We start from the raw sequence: 19,587 nt of genomic DNA on the forward strand, positions 1-19,587 counted from the left end.
GGCAGACAATAGGGCGCGCTTCGGCGTGATGTCGGCGTGCGCCCTTGGCAGGAGAGAAGAGATATGACCGGACGGGCGCGAACGATGAGAGCGGTGGGCTGGCTGGCCCTTGGACTGGCAGGCGGCGGAGCGAGCGGGGCGCAGGCGCAGGCGATTCGCGCGACGATTGATGTGAGCCGGACCAGCGCGGCGGTGACGCCTTATGAATATGGCATGTTCATCGAACCCATTGGCGGGCTGGTGAACCGGACGCTGTGGGCGGAGATGCTGGACGACCGCAAATTCTACTATCCGATCCGCGTCGAGGGGAAGGACGAGAAAGTCCCCGACACGGTGGAGGGCCGCCCCGCCCCCAGCTTCCGCAAATGGCGGCCGATCGGCGGCGGGGATGCAGTGGCGATGGATAGCGCCGCGCCCTTCGTCGGCCGCTTCAGTCCCGTGGTGACGCTGGCGGGGACAGGCCCGCGCGGCTTCGGGCAGGGCGGCATGAGCCTTGTCGCGGGCAAGGACTATGTCGGGCGCATCCAGTTGAGCGGCGATCCCGGCGCGAAGGTGGAAGTCGCGCTGGTCTGGGGCGAAGGTCTGCGGGACCGGCAGGTCGTGGCGCTGCCTGCGCCGGGAACGGCGTGGGCCGAACTGCCGTTCCGCTTTACGGCCGGAAAGGCTTCCTCCGACGCGCGGCTGGAAGTGACGGGGACGGGTAGCGGCAGTTTCAGGGTGGGTGCGGTTTCGCTGATGCCTGCGGACAATATCAATGGCTGGCGCGCGGATGTCACGGCTATCGCCAAAACGCTGAACTCCGGTTTCTGGCGGCTGCCGGGCGGCAATTTCCTGTCCAACTGGGACTGGCATCAGGCGCTCGGCCCGCGTGACAGGCGTCAGCCCATGTTCGATCACGCATGGAGCGCGATGCAGACCAACGATATCGGCATGGACGAATGGATGGAGCTGACGCGCATCCTTGGCGTGGAGCCTTATGTGACCGTCAATGCGGGTCTGGGCGACGCCAATTCGGCTGCGGAGGAGGTGGAATATCTGAACGGCCCCGCGACCAGCGAGTGGGGCGCGAAGCGCGCCGCCAACGGCCACCCGGCCCCCTATGGCGTCAAATGGTGGAATATCGGCAACGAACCTTATGGCTGGTGGCAGATCGGCAAGACCAGCCTCGACTATTATCTGATGAAGCACCGCGATTTCGCCGCTGCGATGAAGGCCAGAGACCCTGGCATCACGCTCATCGCCTCCGGCGCGATGCCCGACCAGTTGCATCCGCGCGACGTGAAGGAGAACCCATCGCTCGAAAGCATCCAGCACAAGTTCGGCACGGAGGAAGACTGGACCGGCGGCTTCTTCGCCAAGGCGATGGGCAGCTTCGACGGCATCACCGAACATTATTATGACCGGGGCGAGGAGCGGCCCGGCGCGCCTGCGGACGAGGAACTGATCGAGTTCGCGCGTTCGCCCTCCAACCATGTGCGAATGAAGGCGGAGGAATGGAACATCTACCAGCAGCGCTATCCGGCGATCAAAACGGCCAATGGCGGCCAGGGCATTTTCCTGTCCATGGACGAATATGCCTATATGGCGAAGGACGGCGCGACGCTGAAATCCGCGCTCGCCTATTCGATGGTGATGCAGGAAATGCTGCGCCACAGCGATTTTCTGACGATGGCGGCCTTTACCACCGGCGTTTCGACGATGGACATCACGCCGACCGGCGCGGTCATGAACACGACAGGTCTCGTCTTCAAACTTTATGGCGAGCATTTCGGCGCGGGGACGGTGCCTGTCGCGCTTGACGGCAATGTGCCCCAGCCCGATCCCAAACATGTCGTCGGATCGTCCCACCCGCAGGTGAAGGCGGGCAGCGCCACCTTTCCGCTGGACATGATCGCGGGTCTCAGCCCCGATGGCAAGCGGCTGCGGATCGGGGTGGTAAACGCCACCTATAAGGTCCAGAGCGTTGCCGTGGCGGTGCCGGGGCGGCAGGTGCGGGGTGCTGGCACGGTCTGGCGCATCGCCGCCAAATCGCTCGCGGCTGCAAACAAGGTGGGAGCAAAGCTCGGCGTGACGATCACGCAGGCGAAGGCTGCCGCGATGAACGGGCGGCTGAGCGTGCCGCCGCTTTCCACCTCGATCTTCGAATATCCGCTGGCGGAGTGAACGACGGCCCCGCGAGGCGCGCCCGCTCAGCGCGCCTCCAGGCTGCGGACGCCGTAAATGGCGCTCTTGCCCTTGAGCGCCGTGAGCGTGACGGTCGATTGCCGGGCGGTTGTGGGCGGCAGCGGATAATCGACGACCAGCCATTCATTCTCGACCCGGCGTTCGCGGCGTTCGACGGCTATGACCTTGCCGTCGACGGCGATGCGCAACTCGCGCCCGGTATCGTTGCCCCAATAGGTGATCTGGAGCGTTGCCGGTCCGGGGCGGCGGGCGATGGTGAAGCGCATTTCCGCGCCTTCCGGCAGAGAGCGGTTTTTCTTGCCGTAGAATTCGCCGCTCTGGCCGCCCGTGGACGCGAAGCCATGGTCGCGTTCCGGCTGCATCTCACCGATATGAAAGATGTCGATTGTGCGGCGGGCAAGATCCGCGCGCGCGGCTTCGGCGGCCATATAGGCGCTGCGGCCGCTCTGCCACTGGGCGGGGGTGAAGGTGCGGAAATAGACTGCGGCGCGCCGGTCGTAGAGGGGGAAGAAGGGCACGATGTCGTGGCTCTGACCCAGCACATCGGTTGCGCGATAATGATGCGGCCGGTCGGCAAGCGCGACCAGCGCGGCGCGCGGTTCGGCCTGCACCAGAAGCGCGGGAGCCGGACCGTCGAACCGCTGGTCGGCTGGCGCGAGGTCGGCGGCGAGGACCAGCGGACCGCTCATATAGGCGAAGGTGTCGGGCGCTCCGGCGAGCGGTTCGGCGCGCAGCGTCATCGGGATGGTGAGCGCAATGCGGTCGCCCGCCTGCCATTTGCGGGCGATGCGCCAGTAGCCGTCCTCGACCGGGGCCGCGAAGGGCGCGCCGTTGAGCATGAGGCTCGCGCCGCTGGCCCAGCCGGGGCGGCGGATGGCGAGCGTGGAGGTTCCGCGCGCCGGCCGGGCGAGCGTCAGCGTGACCTGTCCGTCCTGCGGATAGCGGGTGTCCATCTCGATCCGGGGACCGTCCGGCAGGTTGAGCGTGGAAGGGATGAAGAGGTTGACGAACACTGTCGTGCCGCTCTGCCAGTAGATCGAGTCCGCATGTTTGGCATGGCTTTCCATGCCCGAACCGACGCAGCACCAGAAGCTGTTCTCCGCCGTCGAATAATCCCGCTTGGCTCCTGCTTCCATCGGCATGAAATAGACGAACTGGCCGGTGTCGGGCCGCTGGTGCGCGAGCATATGGTTGAGCTGCGTGCGCTCATAATAGTCGAACCAGTCTCCATGGGGCGACCAGCCGTAAAGATGGCGGGTGAGCTTGAGCATATTATAGCTGTTGCACGCTTCGCAGGTGGCAGTGGTGAGCTGTTCCCCCTGCCGGTCGGGCTGGCCGAAATGTTCGCGTTCGGAATTGCCGCCGACGGCATAGCTGTGATGCCGGGTCACGGCTGCGTGGAAAAAGCGGGCGGCGCTGGCGTCCTGCCCTTCGCCGCCGACTTCGTAGAGGCGGGCGAGGCCGATGATCTTGGGAATCTGGGTGTTGGCATGCAGCCCGGCGAGCCGGTCCTCACCCCGCACCAGCGGATCGACCACGGCATGATGGCGCAGCCGCCGCGCGACCTTAAGCCAGCGCGGATCGCCGGTGGTGGCGTAAAGACCGGCATAGGTTTCAAGGATGCCGCCATGTTCAACCGAAAGGATCTGCTGCACCTGCGCATCGGACAGCGGCTCTATCACGCCTGCGAAATATGTGGCTATTCCAAGGAGGATCGGCATTGCCGCCTTTCGTCCGGCCAGCGCGTGCGCGTCGGCAAGGCCGGCCATGATCTTGTGCAGAGCGTAGATCGGCACCCATGCCCCGTTCAGCTCCCATGTCGTGCGGATGTCGCCGCGCCGCAGTTCCTCGAAGACGATCTTGCCGGGCACCGACTTGCCGTCGCGCATCACCGTCATGCCGCCGAGATAGCCGTCGCCGCCCGCCTGCTGGATACGCTGCATCGACGTGAGCGCACGGTCGAGCGCCACGCCGAGTTCCGCGTCGCCGCCGTTCGCGATCATCAGCGATACGGCGGACATCCAGTGCCCCATGCTATGCCCGGCGATGCTCTCGCTTTCCCAGCCGCCATAGATGGGAGCTGGCGCCGCGAGACCGGCGGCGAGGTAGAAATTGTGCAGCAGCCGCTCTGGATTGAGCGAAAGAAGATAGCGACGGTTGGCCGCCATCGCGTCGGCGAAGGGCGATGGTTTGAGCGTCACATAGCGGGCGGGAATAGGCCTTGCCGTATCGGTGGCGCGGGCCGCATGCGCCAGAGCGGGCATCAAGGGCAGGATGCTGGCGGTCGCGAGCATGTGGCGGCGGCTCAAAAGGAGATGCATCATCAGTCCTTTCAGCGCAGCAGCGCCGCGTCGCCCCATGTGACCGGGACGGCGTTGGTGGTGACGCCATCGGCGCGGGCGACGAGTTCGAGGAGCTTGACGCCCTTTATATCGGCGGCCAGCGGCTGAGCGGGCTGACCCCGGCGCAGCGGCGGCGTGCTGGCGAGCGGCGTGCCGTCGCCATAGAGGAAGAAGCGGACCGGCTGGTCGGCGGTCAGAGCGCTGTCATCGACGCCCACCTGTGCGGCGAAGCGGGCAAAGCCGTTGTTGTGCACTTCCATGCGGCTGTTGGCGAGGATACCGATGCCGGACGCGAAGGCCTTGCCCGCGATTACGAGCGGCTGGTTATAGGGGGTGAAGTCCGCCATCGCGCCGCCCCAGCCCGCATACATGGGCCGCTCACCGATCCCCTTCGTGCCGCGCCAGCCGGGGATGGAGCGGTAGATGGTGGGGTCGGGTTCGGGCTGGACCACGCCGTCCACCGCCGGGTTCACCATGCCGGGCTGCTCGGAGAGGTAGAGGCCATCTGCAAGGCTGCGGTCTCCCTTGGCGCGGAATACGACCGTCTCGCGCGGCGCGACGCGCAGTTTCATCTCCTTGGTGAAGCTGCTTTTCTCACCGGACCAGAGGTTCGCCAGCGCGATGGGGCTGTCGTCCCGGAACTTGAGATGGTCTGCGGTGAGCGTCGCATCCACGGGTGCGAGGCCGCGATTGAAGAGCGCAACGGCCTTGTCGCCGTTGGCCAGCGTTTTGACCAATATCTGAAAGCCGTCCGCATCGAACGCCATCACCGCCTGATTGCCCGCCGCGTCCTGATTGAGCGCGATGATGTCGGCGTTGCCGAAAATGTCGATGAGCGGCTGGGGCGTGGTGCGCAGGTCCGCGCCGATCAGGAGCGGCGCGTTCATCATCGCCCAGAGCGAGAAATGCGATTTCGCTTCGGTGAGGTGGCTGGCGTCGAAATCCCCCTTGCCGATGAAGAGCATGTCGGGATCGTTCCAGCTTCCCGGATGCGCATAGAGCGCGCGGCGGGCGGAACTGTCGTAGGTGGTCAGCATCCGTCCCCATTCGGGCGCGATGTCGTCGCTGGTGCGGGATATGTTGCCCACGTCCTTGCCCCAGCTCCGCACATTGGCGCTGCCCCAGATGCAGAGCGAGAGCATATAGTCGCCGTCCGGATTATGGCGGGCGAGCGACCGGTTGATGTCGGCAAACAGCGCCTTGACCGCAGGGATGTCCGAGCGGCTGAGGCTGAGCGGGTCGATGATGGGAGTAAGCGCGCGATACTGGCCGCTCTTCACGCGGTCGGCGTCGGCGGCATAGGCGCGGATGCCGCAGCCATCGACCTTGATCGCGTCAAAGCCCCATTCGGCGAAGAACAGGCGAATGTCCTGATCGGTATGGCCGTAAAGACCCACTTCGCGCTCTGCCACGCTGCCTTGTGGGAGTTGTTCGCTGCCGTCGGCATAGGCCTGCGAACAGATGTTGCGGCCAAGGTCGGAATAGATGCCGGCCTTGAAACCCATGGCGTGCAGCCGGTCCGTCAACGGGCGGAAGCTGGGGTCGCCCTTGCCCTTTGCCGAGGGAAACTGGTCGGTGCGGATCATCAGCCTGCCGTCACCGGTGCGGCGTTTCAGCCACCAGCCATCGTCGATGTTGATGAAGCGATAGCCCTTTTGAGCGAGGCCGGTGTCGCGGATACGCTGCGCCGCGCCCATCAGCTTTTCCTCGTCGATATGGGTGAAGAAGGCGTTCCAGCTATTCCACCCCATCGGCGGCAGTTGTGCGTTGCCTGCCTGATAGGCGCTCCATCTGCCGGTCGGGGCCAGCGGGTCAGGGGACGCCGCCGGCGTCTGGGCGGACAATGTCGTGCTGGCGCAGAGCGCCGCGAGCGGCAGGAGGAAGCGGCGCAGGGTCATGCGAAATCCTTGGCTGTCAGGGTGACGGGCGTCCCCGCCTTGAGGGTGAGGGAGCGGCTTTTTCGTCCAAGGCGGACGGTGCGGGGGCCGCTCAGGTCCGGGCGCAGGATCGCGCGGTCGAGGTGGCCGTTCCGCCAGTGCAGATCGACGGCGCAGCGGCCACGCGCGCACAGGCCCGTCACGCTGCCGGTCGGCCATGCCTTCGGCAGTGCCGGGAGCAGGTCGATCCTATCGCCATGGCTGTCCATCAGCATTTCGACGATGCCCGCCGCGCCGCCGAAATTGCCGTCGATCTGGAAGGGCGGGTGCGCGTCGAACATGTTGGGATAGGTGCGTTCCGGGCCGAGCAGGAAGCGCAATATGTCATGCGCATGGTCGCCCTCGCGCAGCCGCGCCCAGAGGTTGATGCGCCATGCCGTCGCCCAGCCGGTCGCGCGGTCGCCCCGTATCTCCAGCGTGCGGCGGGCAGCGGCGGCGAGCGCGGGGGTGCCGTCCGGCGTGATCTGGCGCGACGGGTGGAGGCCGTAGAGGTGGGAGACATGGCGGTGATTCTGCTCGGGCGCGTCGGCGTCCCAATCCTGCTGCCATTCCTGAAGCTGGCCCTGACGCCCGACCTTGTAGGGGGCGAGCCGCTCGCGGGCGGCGCGCATTTCCGCGACGAGCGGCGCGTCGGTGCCCAGGATCGTGGCGGCTTGCATTGTCTGGGTGAAAAGGTCGCGCAATATCCCCATGTCCATCGTCGGCCCGGCGCAGATGGTGCCGCCATGGCCGTGGGGATTTTCGGGACTCATCGACGGATTGGTGACGAGGAAGCCGGTCGCCGGATCGCGCTGGAGCGTGTCGAGGAAGAAGCGCGCGGAGCCTGCCAGCAGCGGGTAGATGGAGGCGAGCCAGGCGCGGTCGCGGCTGTAATCATAATGGTCCCACAGATGCGTGCAGAGCCATGCGCCGCCGGTGGGCCAGAGGCCGAACTGCGCGCCGTCGATGGGGGCGGTTGCGCGCCAGAAATCGGTGTTATGATGCGCCACCCAGCCGGGCGCGCCGTACATGGTGCGGGCGGTGCCTTCCCCGGTGACCGCGAGTTCGCGCACCATCTGCACCAGCGGCTCGACACATTCGCCCAGCGCCACCGGCTCGGCGGGCCAGTAGTTCATCTCGGTATTGATGTTGATCGTATATTTGCTGCCCCAGGGGGGATTGAGGCTGTCGTTCCAGAGACCCTGAAGATTGGCGGGCTGGCCGCTCGGGCGGGACGAGCAGATCAGCAGATAGCGGGCATAGTGGAAATAAAGCGCGGCGAGCGCGGGATCGTCGCTGGTCTGCGACGCGGCGATACGCTGGTCGGTAGGGAGTGCAGCAGCGGGCGTGGTGCCGAGGTCGAGCGCGACGCGGCGGAAGAGGCGGCGGTGCGCGGCGGCGGTATCGGCGGCGATCGTAGCGAAGGCGCGGCCTTTCACACGGCCAAGTGTCGCGGCGGTGGCAGCGACAGGATCGCCGCTCACATCGTCGAACGCCCTGAAGCTGGTTGCCATGGCAAGGAACAGGGTGATGCTTCTCGCGCCGCGAATTTGCAGGCCGCCGTCTGGATCATGCGCGGTGCTGCCACCCTCCACCTGTGCCGAGAGGCGCGCGGCGAAGCGGAGGCCGCCCTCGATCCCGGCTGATGCGCCGTTGCGGCCCGTGAGGAGCAGGCCGGTCGGCCCGTCCGCCGCGACCTGAACTTCGCGCTGGGATGAGCGGAGAGCGATGTCGACATCGAACGCCCGGCTGGAAGAAAGGCGCACGGCGATGATGTTGTCGGCGGGGGAGGCGACGACCTGCCGCAGGTGAGATGCGCCTTTCGCGGTAAAGCGGGTGGTCGCCATCGCGCTGTCGAGATCGAGTTCGCGGTGGTAGCCGCTGCTTTCCCCCAGGCCGGGAAAGTCGAGAATGAGGTCGCCCAGCTTCTGATAGGGCATCTGCGTCAACGGCTTTGCCATCAGCGTTCTGTTGGCGAGCGCTTCGGCTTCCGCGATCCGTCCGGCGAAGATGAGTTCGCGCACCCTGGGAAGGTTCGCCTTCGCCTCCGGGTTCACGGGATCGTAGGGCTGCCCGGCCCAGAGCGTGCTTTCGTTGAGCTGCAGTTTCTCCTGCGCCGTGCCGCCGAAGACCATCGCCCCGAGACGGCCGTTGCCGATGGGCAGCGCTTCCGTCCACTTCGCGGCGGGCTGGCGATACCAGAGGGTCAGCGGATGCGGCGCGGCGGGGGCTGCGTCGGCCGGGCGGACGGTGGCGAGGGCGGCGGTGCCGGCCGCCATCGCGGCAAGGCTCTCGCGGCGGCTGAGGGTCATGGCTGCACTCCTGCGGGGAGGGGTTGGAGCGTGAAGCTGTCGACGTCCAGATAGCCGCCGGTGGGGGCGGGATTGTAGCAGGAAAGGGCGATCTGCTGCCCCTGGAAAGTGCCGGTGCGCCAGTCGAAGGCGAGCGGGAAGCTGCCGCCGACCTCGGTCCATTTGCGGTTGTCGAGGCTGTAGGCGACGCGGCCAAGCTTGCTGTCGAAATCCATGTCTGTGCGCAGCCAGAGCGTGCGGCCCTTGATCGGGACGGAGGGAACGCGCACGTCCGTCTTGGGGCCGCCCTCAGTGCTTTCGGTGAAGAGCATGCGTAATGATTTCGCGCCCCTTGCGCCGCCGACGACCGAAAGCTGGGCATTATATTTTCCGAAACTGCCGAGGCCGCAGATGTCGCCGGACTTGATCCCTGCCGTATCGAGTTTGGCGACGGCCCGCATCTTCGGCCCCTGCGCCTTCTGCGTCAGCGTGTTGCGCGCGCTCCAGATGCCGTCGGCCTGCGTGGAGTGGAGACGGAGAAAGCCGGGGCGTTCCTTGAGCGACCAGCGGCTGTCGTCGGGATTATGGTTCCACTGCCATTGCAGGCCGAGTTTAGGCAAGGAGAAATCGTCCGAGGCCGGGGGTTCGGCGAAGGGATGGCCCAGGATCGGCTTGGGCGAGCGGTCGGGGACGACATCGGGCCGGTCGGGCGTGCCCCACCAGGGCCAGCCATCCTTCCAGAAGATCGGGCTGATGTTGGTCATACGGCCGATGGCGCCCGCGTCCACCATGACGAAGCCATACCAGCTTCCATCGGGCATATCGACGATGGCACCCTGATGACCGCCGGTCCTGTCGTCGATGGACGGCTTGGTTTCCCACGGTCCCCAGAGGCTGCGCGAGCGCGAGACTGTCATCGCCAGCTTGCCGGGAATGGAATTGAAGAGATAGTACCAGCCGTTGTGGCGGACGATCTTCGATCCTTCCGCGCCCTTGTTGTAATAGGTGACCTTCGCGCCGGTGACGGCGGACAGATCGTCGTTGAGGGTCAGCAGCGTAACCGTGCCGTCGGTGCCGATGGAGGTGCCGAGATAGGCGGTGCCGTCCGCGTCGATGAAGAGGGCGGGGTCGAAGGCTTCGCGGTCGAGTTCTCTGTAGGTCCAGGGGCCGGTGATGCTGGCCGAGCGATAGATGCGCGTCTTGTGCCCGACCGGGGTAACCGCGAGGTAGAACATGCCCTTATGCCGGCGCAGGCTGGCGGCGTAGAAGCCGTGGCGATAGTCGCCGCCATTTTTGAGGTCATAGCGCGGGTCGCCGTCCAGCCGGTCGACGACATGGGAGACGATGCGCCAGTTCACCAGATCCTTCGAATGGAGGATCGTGACGCCGGGCGAATTGGCGAAGGTGGTCGAGACGAAATAGAAATCCTCGCCTACCCGGATGATGTCCGGATCGGGATAGTCCGCGAAGAGGACGGGGTTGCGGTAGGTGCCGTCGCCCTGATCGCTGCGCCACACCTGCGCGGGGGCAGCCATGGCGAAGGTGGCGGCGAGGGCAACGGCGAGGGTCCGGATCATCACGATGGCGTGTAGTGATAGGGGCCGACGACGGTGCCGACGAAGCCGCCGGCTTTTTTCGTGCTGAGCAGCGTAGCGTCGAGATTGGCCTTGAGCGTGCGGGTCTTGCCACCCGTGGCATAGTCGAACGCCATCGTGCCGCCAGTCGCGCGGATGGTGAGGATGATCGGGCCTTTGGTCGCGACGTGGGCGGATGCGACCAGCGTGTCGGTATCGGCGGCGTCGCGGGTGTAGAGCGCGACCACGGGCTTTCCGGCGATGCGGGTGAGGCCGAAGAAGAGGTTGCTGCGGTCGCTCTGCACGGCGGCGAGGCCGGCGCGGTCGCCATTCTTTTCCGGCGTGTAGCGCAGGGTGGTCGAGAAGGTGGCGTTGGCGTGCTGCTGGCGGCGGCCGATGAAGGCCGGGACGCCGTTCAGGTCGCCGATGGGCGCGCCGCTCTCCAGCTCCAGCGCGCCGCCCTTCAGGCTGTAGAAGGGCGTTTTGGGCGTGCGGATGCCGATCCATTGCATCGGCAGCGCCTTGCCGTCGAAAGTCTCGACATAGGAGAAGTCGCCGCTAGTGGGAATGGGAGGCTTCGGCTGGGCGGGGAGGTCGGGCACCTTGAGCGCATGGGGAATCGCCTGCCCGCGCGGCAGGATGACGGGCCAGCCGTCTTTCCATGTGACGGGCAGCAGGAAGGTTTCGCGGCCGATATTATAATGGTCGTCGCGGTCATAGGGGCGGACGGCGAGGAAGGTCGCCCACCAGTCGCCCTTCTGCGTTTTAACCAACTGGGCGTGGCCCGCCGATCCGATGAAGTCGGGCCGCGCGGGGTCGAGATCGCGTTGGGTGAGGATGGGGTTGCCTTCATAAGGGATGAAGGGGCCGCGCAGTTCCTTCGAGCGGAAGACGACCTGCGAATGGTTGACGCTGGTGCCGCCTTCGGCCGCGGTCAGATAATAATAACCGTCCTTTTTGAAAATATGCGGCCCTTCGATCCAGACGGGCTTTTTGCTGATGTCGACGCCGCCGTTGATGAGCTGGGTGCTTTCGCCCACCATCTTGCCCGCGCGCCAGTCATATTCCTGAATCCAGATGGCGCGGTGGCCGTCATAGCGGGGCGGTTCGTCGGGGGCGCGGTTGTTGACGATATAGGCCTTGTCCCCTTCCCAGTAGATGGAAGGGTCGATCCCTTCGAAGGGAAGCCAGATGGGGTTGGACCAGGGGCCGGCAGGGTTCTTCGCCGTGATGATGAAGTTGCCCTTACACTCCACGCAGGTGTTGACGATGTAGAAGGTGCCGTCGTGATAGCTGATCGCCGGGGCGAACACCGCCTGCGAGATGCGGCGGCCGGTGAAATCGAGCTGTTCGGGCCGGTCGATGGCGTTGCCGATCTGGGTCCAGTTGACCAGATCCTTGGACCTGAAGATCGGCAGGCCGGGATAATGGGCGAAGGAGGAATTGACGAGATAATAGTCGTCGCCCACGCGCAGGACGGAGGGGTCGGGATAATAGCCCGTCAGGATCGGGTTGCGATATTCGCCGGGCTTTACCGTCACTTTCTCAATCGACTGACCCTGATAGCGGAAATCGTCGAAGCGCGCGGGGGCGGCGTTGGCGGACAGCGATGTGGACAGCAGCGCAATGGTGAAAAGAACAGTCCCGTAGCGCATGATCGTCTCTCCCTGTCGCACATCCGGCTTGCCTGCCGGTGAAATCTGATAACGCTAACATATTCCGCTGTCGAGTATCCCCGCCGCGCCTCTTCAGGGGGCGGTGACGCCTGCGTCGGTCTGGATGACGGGCTTCATCGTGCCATCGGGATTATAGTCCAGCCGCTCCACGGTAACGGCGCGTCGGCCGATCGCGCCGTTCAGATCGCCGATGGTGAGGGCGGCATTGTGCAGGAAGATATACCACTGGCCTTTGAACTGCGCGATGCCGGGATGGATGGTGAAGCTGTATTTGCCCGAGCCGGTGAGTTCGCCGCGATAGGTCCAGGGGCCGTCGAGCGACGTGGCGGTGGCGTAGGACACGCGCTCGTCGCGATGGGTGGCGCGGTCCAGCGAGGCGTAGGTCAGATAATAGAGCTTGCCGCGCTTGTGCAGCCACGGCCCTTCCTCAAAATGGGGCGGGGTGATTTCGCGGATCGGACCGTCCAGTTCGATCATGTTGGGATTCAATTTCGCGATATAGGCCTGGCGATTGCCCCAGGCGATCCAGGTCGTGCCATCGTCGTCAGTAAAGACGGTGGGGTCGATATCCTCCCAGCTATGCGGGCCCTTGGGCGTCATCTGGTTGGTGATGAGGGCGGAACCCTTCGCATCCTTGAAGGGGCCGGTCGGGGTGTCGGAAACCGCGACGGCGATCGCCTTGCCCGGATGCGTATTGTCATGCTCGACGGCGGCGTAGAACCAGTATCTGCCGTTCTTCCTGATGGTCTGGGACGCCCATGCGTCCTTCTTCGCCCATTTGAAGTCGCTGACGTTCATGATCGGGCCGTGGTCGGTCCAGTGGCGCATGTCGGTGGTGGAATAGACCAGCCATTCCTTCATGTTGAACATCTCGTCCCGCTGCGCCTCGTCATGGCCGACATAGAGGTAGAGGCGGTCGCCATCGACCATAGGGGCGGGATCGGCGGTGAATTTGTCGCGGATGATGGGATTGGCGCCGGGCGCTGCGTCCTGTGCCGCTGCCGGGGCAAAGGCGGTCGCGATAAGGATGCCGGCCGCGATGCTGCCGACCCATCGCGGAAGAGGGCGTGCGCGTGAAGGGAACATGGCCGGTCCGGGCATCCTGCATCCTTGCTTTGTCCATTGTGGCACCATGAGCGGTCTGGCCGGCTTCATGGTGATGCGGGCATGGTAGGGAATATGGAGATTGGGTCAATAACTCCCACAAATAAATTTGCATCATGGCTGCGATTGCGCCAAAATTGCCTATAAGACCGCCGTGCTTATCGCCTTCTCGATCCGGCTGGCCGGGATATAACGCTGACAAAATAGGAGAGGCCGATGCGCGGATGGGTGACGATCATGGTGGCGCTTGCGGTGTCGGCGGGGGCGAAGGCGCCGCCTGCCGTCGAACGGGGCAGCGGTCCTTATCCCGCCATTTTCGAAGCGCTTGGCGACCTGCCCGATCATGTCGTCTATCGGCCGCGCGATCTCGCCGGTCTGCATGGCGCGAAGATGGGCATATATGTCTTTGGCAATGGGGGATGCAGCGCCGATGGCACATCGTCGCGCAACCATCTGCTCGAAATCGCCTCCCACGGCTATCTGGTGATAGCGCCGGGACATATTCCGGCGGGGGAGGAAGGCGGCAGGGAAGCGCCGGGCGGGCCGCTCGCCGCGCAGACCCGCACCGAGGCGCTGAGCGCGGCTATCGACTGGGCGCAGCGTGAGGCGGAACGGCGTGGCAGCCCCTTTTTCCATCGCGTCGACCCCGCCGCTATCGCGGTTTCCGGATGGAGTTGCGGCGGGCTGCAGGCGCTGTCGGTGGCGCAGCAGCCGCGTGTGCGGACCGCCATTATCATGAATAGCGGCTTTTTCAACGATGGCGGCAATCCGATTGCGGGGGTGGTGTCCGACAAGAAACTGCTTGGCGGCCTGCACGGCCCGACGCTCTATGTGCTGGGTGGCAAGGAGGACATTGCCTGGGCCAACGGCACGGACGATTATGCGCGCATCGGCCATATCCCTTCCGCTCTCGTCAACATCCCGGTGGGCCACGGCGGCACCTATATGCAGCCGCATGGCGGGCTGGGGGCGGAGGTCGTGACGGCGTGGCTCGACTGGCAACTCAAGGGCGACAGGCGCGCGGCGGCCCGCTTCGTTGGCCCGGACTGTGGCTATTGCCGCGACCCGCGTCTGACGATTGAAAGCCGGAAGTTGCGGTGACGGCCCCCCGATTTGCGCTTTCCGGCGAGCGTGCCTTGGCCTAGGTCTGGGCGATCAGGGGAAGGCTAAGGGTAGATGGCAAGACCGAACCAGCCGCCGCGGGGCGCGACCATCGTCGATGTGGCGGCGCGCGCGGGCGTGTCGTCCATGACCGTGTCGCGCGTCATCAACGGGCGGTCGGGCGTCAGCGCGGCGACGCGGGATGCGGTCGAGGAAGCGATCAGGGAACTGGCCTATACGCCCAATGTCGCGGCGCGCAGCCTCGTCACCTCGACCGAACTGCGCATCGGCGTGATTTATTCCAACGCCAGCAACGCCTTCATGAGCGAGTTCCTGACCGGCGTGTTCGAGGAAGCGTCGGCGCGCGGCGCGCGGCTCAGCCTGCTCAAGGGGGAGGGCGGGCGCCCGCCGCCCGCCGCTGCTATCGAGGAGATGGCGGCGTCCGGCATCAGCGGTGTGCTGCTCGCCCCGCCGCTGGGCGAAGCGCCGGAGGTGCAGCGCGTGCTGCGGGAGGCAGGATGCATCCGCGCGGCGGTGGGTGCCTACCAGTCGCCCGAGACGATCTGCGTGCGGATCGACGACCGCGCCGCCGCTTATCAGATGACGCGGCACCTGCTGGAGCTGGGGCACCGGCGGCTGGGCTTTGTTCTCGGCAACCCGGATCAGGCGGCGAGCGCGGAGCGCATGGCGGGATTCTACGCCGCCGTGCGGGAGACGGGCGGGGTCGACGTGCAGGTGGCGCAGGGCGACTTCACCTATGTGTCGGGCCTCGCGGCGGCGGAGCAACTGCTGTCGTCGGCCAGTCGCCCGACCGCGATCTTCGCCAGCAATGACGATATGGCGGCGGCGGTGGTGTCGGTCGCCCACCGGCGGCACCTGGACGTGCCGGGCGAGCTGGCGGTGGCGGGTTTCGACGATACGACCGCCGCGATCACGCTCTGGCCGCCGCTCACCACCGTGCATCAGCCGGTGCGGGCGCTGGCGGCGGAGGCGCTGGGATTGCTGATCGCGGAGATCGCGGTGCGGGGCGGGAAGTCGCGGGTGCCGCGCGAGAGCATCCTCGACCACGGCATCGTCGAGCGTCAGTCGACCGCGCCGCTTTCCGCCGACCCTTCGTAACGGAAGGAGAGGAAGTCGGCAGGCATGCCCGCGCCCGACGCATCCTGACAGGCCATGCCGACGAAGGTGCCGGTGAAATTGGGCAGGCCGGGCACGGTCACTTCGTCCGACAGGATGGTGGCGTCGAGCGTGCCGCCGACATGCGTCCATGCCCCCGCACCCGCGCTGCGCCATGCGAAGCGGAGGGCGTCGCCATCCACCTCCGCGCGCAGGTCGATCACGCCTTCGGGCAGGGGGCAAAGCGTTTCGAGCGTCACGCACTCCTCCCGTTCGGGGGAGGCAGTCATGAGCTGAAGCTCGCGGCCGCCTGCGTCGGTGCTGATGGCGAGATAGTGGAATTTGGTGCTGTTATAATAGAGGACGAGGCCGGCGGCCTGCTGAAAGCTGCGGGGCGTGAAGTCGAGCGTGGTCGTGGCGGTGAAGCGGGCATGTTCGACGCGGCGGGCGACGAGGCTCTGTTCGAACAGGCTGCCGATCGTTTCGCGGCCATGCAGGCGCAGGGCGTCGGGCCGGGCGGTGAGGCTGAACAGCCGATCCGGCTCGGGGGAGCGCAGCCACTGGAATTCGGGCGGCAGGGTGGCGCTGTCGAACTTGCCGTCCCATCCGGCATTGGGCCAGGGGCAGGGCGGCAGGTCGGGTGCGGAGGGCGTCGGCATCGGGCGTGCGTCGCCCTCGAGCGTGCGCAGCCAGCCATCGGCGTCCCAGCGCATCGGCTGGATCGCGGTTTCACGGCCCCGGATGCAGCGGGCGCGTCCAGGGACGGGGCGGCCGCAGAGATAGGCGAGCCATGGTGTGCCGTCCGCCAGTTCGACAAGGTCGCCATGGCCGGTGCGGGTCAGCGGCGCGTCGGTGCTGCCCGCCGCTGTCAGCACGGCGCGGTCGGGGTGCACTTCGTAAGGGCCGAGCAGGCTGCGCGAGCGGGCCATGACCACGGCATGATTCCAGCCGGTGCCGCCTTCGGCGACGAGCAGGTGATAGAAGCCATCGCGTTTGTAGAGGTGCGGGCCTTCGGTGAAGCCCAAGTCCGTGCCCCTGAAGATCAGATGCGGTTCGCCGATCAGGCGCATCGCGGCGCCGTCCAGCTCCTGCGCCTGAATGCCCGCGAAGCGCCCGCGGCCGGGGCGGTGATCCCACAGCATGTTCAGCATCCAGCTTCGCCCGTCATCGTCGTGGAAGAGGGCGGGGTCGAAGCCGCTGCTGTTGAGGTGAACGGCGTCGGACCATTCGCCGTCGATTGTTTCGCAGGTCACGACGAAATTGGGGAAGTCGCGCAGCGACACGCCCTTCGCCCCGTTGACGGTGGTGGTGCCGTAGCGCTTCACATCGGTGTAGATCAGCCAGAAGCGCCCGTCGGCATAGCTGAGGTCCGGCGCCCACACGCCGCAACCGTCGGGATCGCCGCGCATGTCGAGCTGGGCCGCGCGGACGAGCGGGCGCGACGCCAGCCGCCAGTGGACGAGATCTCGGCTATGGTGGATCTGGACGCCGGGAAACCATTCGAAGGTCGAGGTGGCGATGTAGAAATCGTCGCCCACGCGCAGGATCGACGGATCGGGGTTGAAGCCGGGAAGGACCGGATTGGCTATGCGTGTCATGCAGGCTTGCGCACCAATGTCCACAAGAGGGCCGCGCCGACGAGGTCGAGCACGCCCAGGAGGATGAAGAAGGGTTCGTAGCCGACCCGGTCGACCATCTGGCCGAGCACCAGCGAGAAGACGAGCACGCCAAGGTTGCCCGCAAGCCCCGCAAGCCCGGCGGCGGTGGCGACTTCGCTGCGGCTGAACAGGTCCGACGCCATGGTGATGACGGTGACGGACAGCGTCTGGTGGGCGAAACCGCCGAGGCACAGCAGGGCGATGGCGGCATAGGGATTGGTCGCGAGGCCGACGAACGCCATGCCGGTCATCAGCACCGCGCCCAGCGTGAAGGCGGCGCGGCGCGCGTCGATGAGTTCGATGCCGCGCCGCTGGAGAAAGGCGACCACCGCGGGGCCGAAGAGGCAGCCGAGATCGGCGGCGAGGAAGGGGAGCCAGGCGAAGAGGGCGATCTGCGTCAGATCGAACCCGCGCACCCTTGCAAGGTAGAGCGGCATCCAGAAGGAGAGCATGCCCCACACCGGATCGGCGAGCAGGCGCGGCAGGGCGATGCCCCAGAGGTCGCGGCGGCGGGCGAGCGCGAGGATCGAGGGGCGGGAGGCGCGGGCGGCGAGGCGCGCCTCCTGACCCGACAGGATATGCTCGCGCTCCGCCGCGCCCAGCCTGCGGTGGCGGGCGGGGGTGTCGTAGGTGAAGAACCAGAGCAGCGCCCAGATAAGGCCGATGCCGCCAGCTATGACGAAGGCCAGCCGCCAGCTATGCATTATCACCGCCCAGGCGACGAGCGGCGGTGCGAAGACCGCGCCGAAGGACGCGCCGATATTGTAGATGCCGCCGGCAAGGCCGCGTTCCTTTGCCGGGAACCATTCCGCGACCAGCTTCTGCCCGGCGGGCTGCGCCGATCCTTCGGCAAGACCGAGCAGGGCGCGGAGCGCGGCAAAGCCGAACCAGCCGTTCACGAAGGCATGGGCCATCGTCACCAGCGACCATGCCGCGACGGCGAGGGTGAAGCCGATGCGCAGCCCCACGCTGTCGAGGAAATAGCCCGCCGCGGGTTGCAGCATGACACCCAACTGGAACGCGCCCGTGATCCAGCCATATTCGACGTTGCTGATCGCCTGTTCGGTCAGGATGACGGGCGCTGCGACCCCCATGATCGAGCGCGCCAGATAGTTGATGACCATCGCGCCCACGAACAGGCCGATGATGGTCCAGCGAAATTTGCCGATCAGACGCATCGGCTGTCGTTAACGTTATCAGTCGGGCGCGTCGATAGGCGGATGGTCGTAGGCGGGTCCGGCTGGCGTCCGGACAGGGCGCGCCGGTGCGAGGCGACGCGACAGTGACGCGACAGTGACGCGACAGCGGGGAAGGGGGCCGAAGTTCACACCGTTGCAGGCGAAACGGAAGCCGCGGATTTCCGCGCTATTTGCGCCACGCGCACCGCCGCGACGCGCCGTCCACGCGCCCGCGAAGCCCCGCCGAAGCGACAGCCACGCGCCGCCCGCGCGACACCAAGGCGACAGCGGCGCGCCGCTATGGTGGGCGGCGCGGGGCGGGGTGTGAGCGGGACGGGCGGGGCGGAGGCAGGAAGCGCATCGCGCCAGAGCAGCAGGGAAGGGGGAGGTAGGAAAGCAGGAGGGGCGGCGCAAATTTTGCCGGTGCCGAAACGATGAGGACGGGTGATTGCGGAACGTCGGCTTTTGATGCAACTTCCGCAGATGCGGACATTGCTGAGCCTTGGTCTTTTGTTGGCGAGTGTGCCTGCGGCAGCTTCTCAGGCTTCAGGGAAAACATACGGCCCTTGGCATGTAGTGAGCAGTCTCATTGATTTGAATGCAGCAGCCGCAGACTTCACAAACCGGCTGCGATACTTTGCGGGAGCCGGGCAACCGGAGTGAATATGATCGATACCCGCCCAATCATGACAGACATTGAGTTCAATCAAGCCTCTACTGAGACACACGCCAACTGGTGGATGACGGGCGAAACCTTGATCCATGTGACATCCGTCATGAGCATCGAGGGTTGGAACTCTTACGGTCATTCTGGTCATATGCTACTGACGCCGGCGCAGCGTACACTCATGATGTGGTCGGACATCGTGGGCCAAGTACAAAACGGCGGCTTCATTCAGTTCTGCGACAACTATGCGGATTTCCTTCATTTAGCGGTTGATGCAGTAAGAGCACTGCAATGGCCGGAGTTGAATAAACGTTTCTGTGCCGCAATGGCGGAACAAGCGAGCGATGCAGCGGCGCCCGTGAGGCAACAGCCGGTTCCCTTAGCCTCCGATCCCAAAGAGTGGGCGGCAAGCCGTACGCGAGTGATTCGTCTTCTTGCCAGACGCGGGAAACGTTGGTGGCAGCCGACAAGCGCTAGACGCATGGCCGTCATTGAAGCCTTTAACAACGAATGGCAGCTGCAAATGAAGTATATAATGGCCGTCTCCAACGGAGAACTTGCCGCCGGGGGCGAGCGCTATTTCGAGTTCGTGCACCCGCCAAGCGTTGAAGCCAAGAGTTTCGACAATTGGTTTTATACTACGGAGACCAAGGCGGACTCAGCGCGTTACGTCCTTAGCTATATCCGGCAGCATCGTGATGAGCTTCACCGGACCAACTAGTTGAGAGCCAAACGACCGGTGTTGATCCCACGAAACTGGAGTGGAGCATCCGGTAGTGG

At 65.7% G+C, this 19,587-nt stretch carries 12 protein-coding genes; 4 read left to right on the forward strand and 8 right to left on the reverse strand.

The window, feature by feature from the left end; genetic code table 11:
• Positions 1-63 precede the first annotated feature (63 nt).
• Positions 64-2,163 (forward strand): alpha-L-arabinofuranosidase C-terminal domain-containing protein, encoded by a 2,100-nt coding sequence (locus SAMIE_RS19100; protein WP_232037307.1) that lies wholly within the window; start codon positions 64-66, stop codon positions 2,161-2,163.
• Between the two features lie 26 nt (positions 2,164-2,189).
• Here the strand turns inward: SAMIE_RS19100 and SAMIE_RS19105 are convergent, their stop codons facing one another.
• The 6 genes from SAMIE_RS19105 to SAMIE_RS19130 form a co-directional block, all read right to left on the reverse strand.
• Complete coding sequence (locus tag SAMIE_RS19105; protein ID WP_083952353.1) at positions 2,190-4,508, reverse strand: glycoside hydrolase family 127 protein; 2,319 nt, start codon at positions 4,506-4,508, stop codon at positions 2,190-2,192.
• Positions 4,509-4,516: 8 nt separating this feature from the next.
• Positions 4,517-6,424 (reverse strand): NPCBM/NEW2 domain-containing protein, encoded by a 1,908-nt coding sequence (locus tag SAMIE_RS19110; RefSeq protein WP_066696183.1) that lies wholly within the window; start codon positions 6,422-6,424, stop codon positions 4,517-4,519.
• Positions 6,421-8,754: a glycoside hydrolase family 95 protein gene (locus tag SAMIE_RS19115; RefSeq protein WP_066696186.1), complete on the reverse strand. Its 2,334-nt coding sequence runs from the start codon at positions 8,752-8,754 to the stop codon at positions 6,421-6,423. The genes SAMIE_RS19110 and SAMIE_RS19115 overlap by 4 nt, the downstream gene beginning before the upstream one ends.
• The gene (locus tag SAMIE_RS19120; RefSeq protein ID WP_066696188.1) at positions 8,751-10,310 is read right to left on the reverse strand and encodes a glycoside hydrolase family 43 protein; all 1,560 of its coding nucleotides are present in this window, start codon (positions 10,308-10,310) and stop codon (positions 8,751-8,753) included. Before SAMIE_RS19120 ends, SAMIE_RS19115 begins: the two co-directional genes overlap by 4 nt.
• Complete coding sequence (locus SAMIE_RS19125; RefSeq protein WP_066696190.1) at positions 10,310-11,962, reverse strand: glycoside hydrolase family 43 protein; 1,653 nt, start codon at positions 11,960-11,962, stop codon at positions 10,310-10,312. The genes SAMIE_RS19120 and SAMIE_RS19125 overlap by 1 nt, the downstream gene beginning before the upstream one ends.
• Positions 11,963-12,055: 93 nt before the next feature.
• A complete protein-coding gene (locus tag SAMIE_RS19130; RefSeq protein ID WP_066696794.1) occupies positions 12,056-13,069 on the reverse strand; it encodes a glycoside hydrolase family 43 protein in 1,014 nt (337 codons plus the stop codon).
• A 234-nt stretch (positions 13,070-13,303) separates the two neighbouring features.
• Here SAMIE_RS19130 and SAMIE_RS19135 point away from each other — a divergent pair, with 234 nt between their 5' ends.
• Both SAMIE_RS19135 and SAMIE_RS19140 read left to right on the forward strand, forming a co-directional pair.
• A complete protein-coding gene (locus tag SAMIE_RS19135) occupies positions 13,304-14,188 on the forward strand; it encodes an alpha/beta hydrolase (protein WP_066696192.1) in 885 nt (294 codons plus the stop codon).
• 75 nt (positions 14,189-14,263) lie between these two features.
• Positions 14,264-15,307: a LacI family DNA-binding transcriptional regulator gene (locus tag SAMIE_RS19140; protein ID WP_066696195.1), complete on the forward strand. Its 1,044-nt coding sequence runs from the start codon at positions 14,264-14,266 to the stop codon at positions 15,305-15,307.
• Here SAMIE_RS19140 and SAMIE_RS19145 read toward each other — a convergent pair.
• Positions 15,271-16,902, reverse strand: a complete 1,632-nt coding sequence (locus tag SAMIE_RS19145; protein WP_066696198.1) for a glycoside hydrolase family 43 protein — start codon at positions 16,900-16,902, stop codon at positions 15,271-15,273. The two genes, SAMIE_RS19140 and SAMIE_RS19145, sit on opposite strands and share 37 nt — an antisense overlap.
• Positions 16,899-18,140, reverse strand: coding sequence for an MFS transporter (locus tag SAMIE_RS19150; protein ID WP_066696200.1), 1,242 nt, complete (start codon positions 18,138-18,140; stop codon positions 16,899-16,901). The genes SAMIE_RS19145 and SAMIE_RS19150 overlap by 4 nt, the downstream gene beginning before the upstream one ends.
• 665 nt (positions 18,141-18,805) lie before the next feature.
• Between SAMIE_RS19150 and SAMIE_RS19155 the strand changes: the two genes are divergently transcribed.
• Entirely contained in the window at positions 18,806-19,528 is a 723-nt protein-coding gene (locus SAMIE_RS19155; protein WP_066696206.1) for a DMP19 family protein, read from the forward strand.
• Positions 19,529-19,587: the final 59 nt, after the last annotated feature.

The organism is Sphingobium amiense, assembly GCF_003967075.1.
GTDB classification, from domain to species: domain Bacteria; phylum Pseudomonadota; class Alphaproteobacteria; order Sphingomonadales; family Sphingomonadaceae; genus Sphingobium; species Sphingobium amiense.

What these genes read in the sequence shown, in the direction of transcription:
- SAMIE_RS19100 (WP_232037307.1), top strand. Translation starts at nt 64, where the DNA reads ATGACCGGACGGGCGCGAACGATGAGAGCGGTGGGCTGGCTGGCCCTT.
- SAMIE_RS19105 (WP_083952353.1), bottom strand. Translation starts at nt 4,508, where the DNA reads ATGATGCATCTCCTTTTGAGCCGCCGCCACATGCTCGCGACCGCCAGC.
- SAMIE_RS19110 (WP_066696183.1), bottom strand. Translation starts at nt 6,424, where the DNA reads ATGACCCTGCGCCGCTTCCTCCTGCCGCTCGCGGCGCTCTGCGCCAGC.
- SAMIE_RS19115 (WP_066696186.1), bottom strand. Translation starts at nt 8,754, where the DNA reads ATGACCCTCAGCCGCCGCGAGAGCCTTGCCGCGATGGCGGCCGGCACC.
- SAMIE_RS19120 (WP_066696188.1), bottom strand. Translation starts at nt 10,310, where the DNA reads ATGATCCGGACCCTCGCCGTTGCCCTCGCCGCCACCTTCGCCATGGCT.
- SAMIE_RS19125 (WP_066696190.1), bottom strand. Translation starts at nt 11,962, where the DNA reads ATGCGCTACGGGACTGTTCTTTTCACCATTGCGCTGCTGTCCACATCG.
- SAMIE_RS19130 (WP_066696794.1), bottom strand. Translation starts at nt 13,069, where the DNA reads ATGTTCCCTTCACGCGCACGCCCTCTTCCGCGATGGGTCGGCAGCATC.
- SAMIE_RS19135 (WP_066696192.1), top strand. Translation starts at nt 13,304, where the DNA reads ATGCGCGGATGGGTGACGATCATGGTGGCGCTTGCGGTGTCGGCGGGG.
- SAMIE_RS19140 (WP_066696195.1), top strand. Translation starts at nt 14,264, where the DNA reads ATGGCAAGACCGAACCAGCCGCCGCGGGGCGCGACCATCGTCGATGTG.
- SAMIE_RS19145 (WP_066696198.1), bottom strand. Translation starts at nt 16,902, where the DNA reads ATGACACGCATAGCCAATCCGGTCCTTCCCGGCTTCAACCCCGATCCG.
- SAMIE_RS19150 (WP_066696200.1), bottom strand. Translation starts at nt 18,140, where the DNA reads ATGCGTCTGATCGGCAAATTTCGCTGGACCATCATCGGCCTGTTCGTG.
- SAMIE_RS19155 (WP_066696206.1), top strand. Translation starts at nt 18,806, where the DNA reads ATGATCGATACCCGCCCAATCATGACAGACATTGAGTTCAATCAAGCC.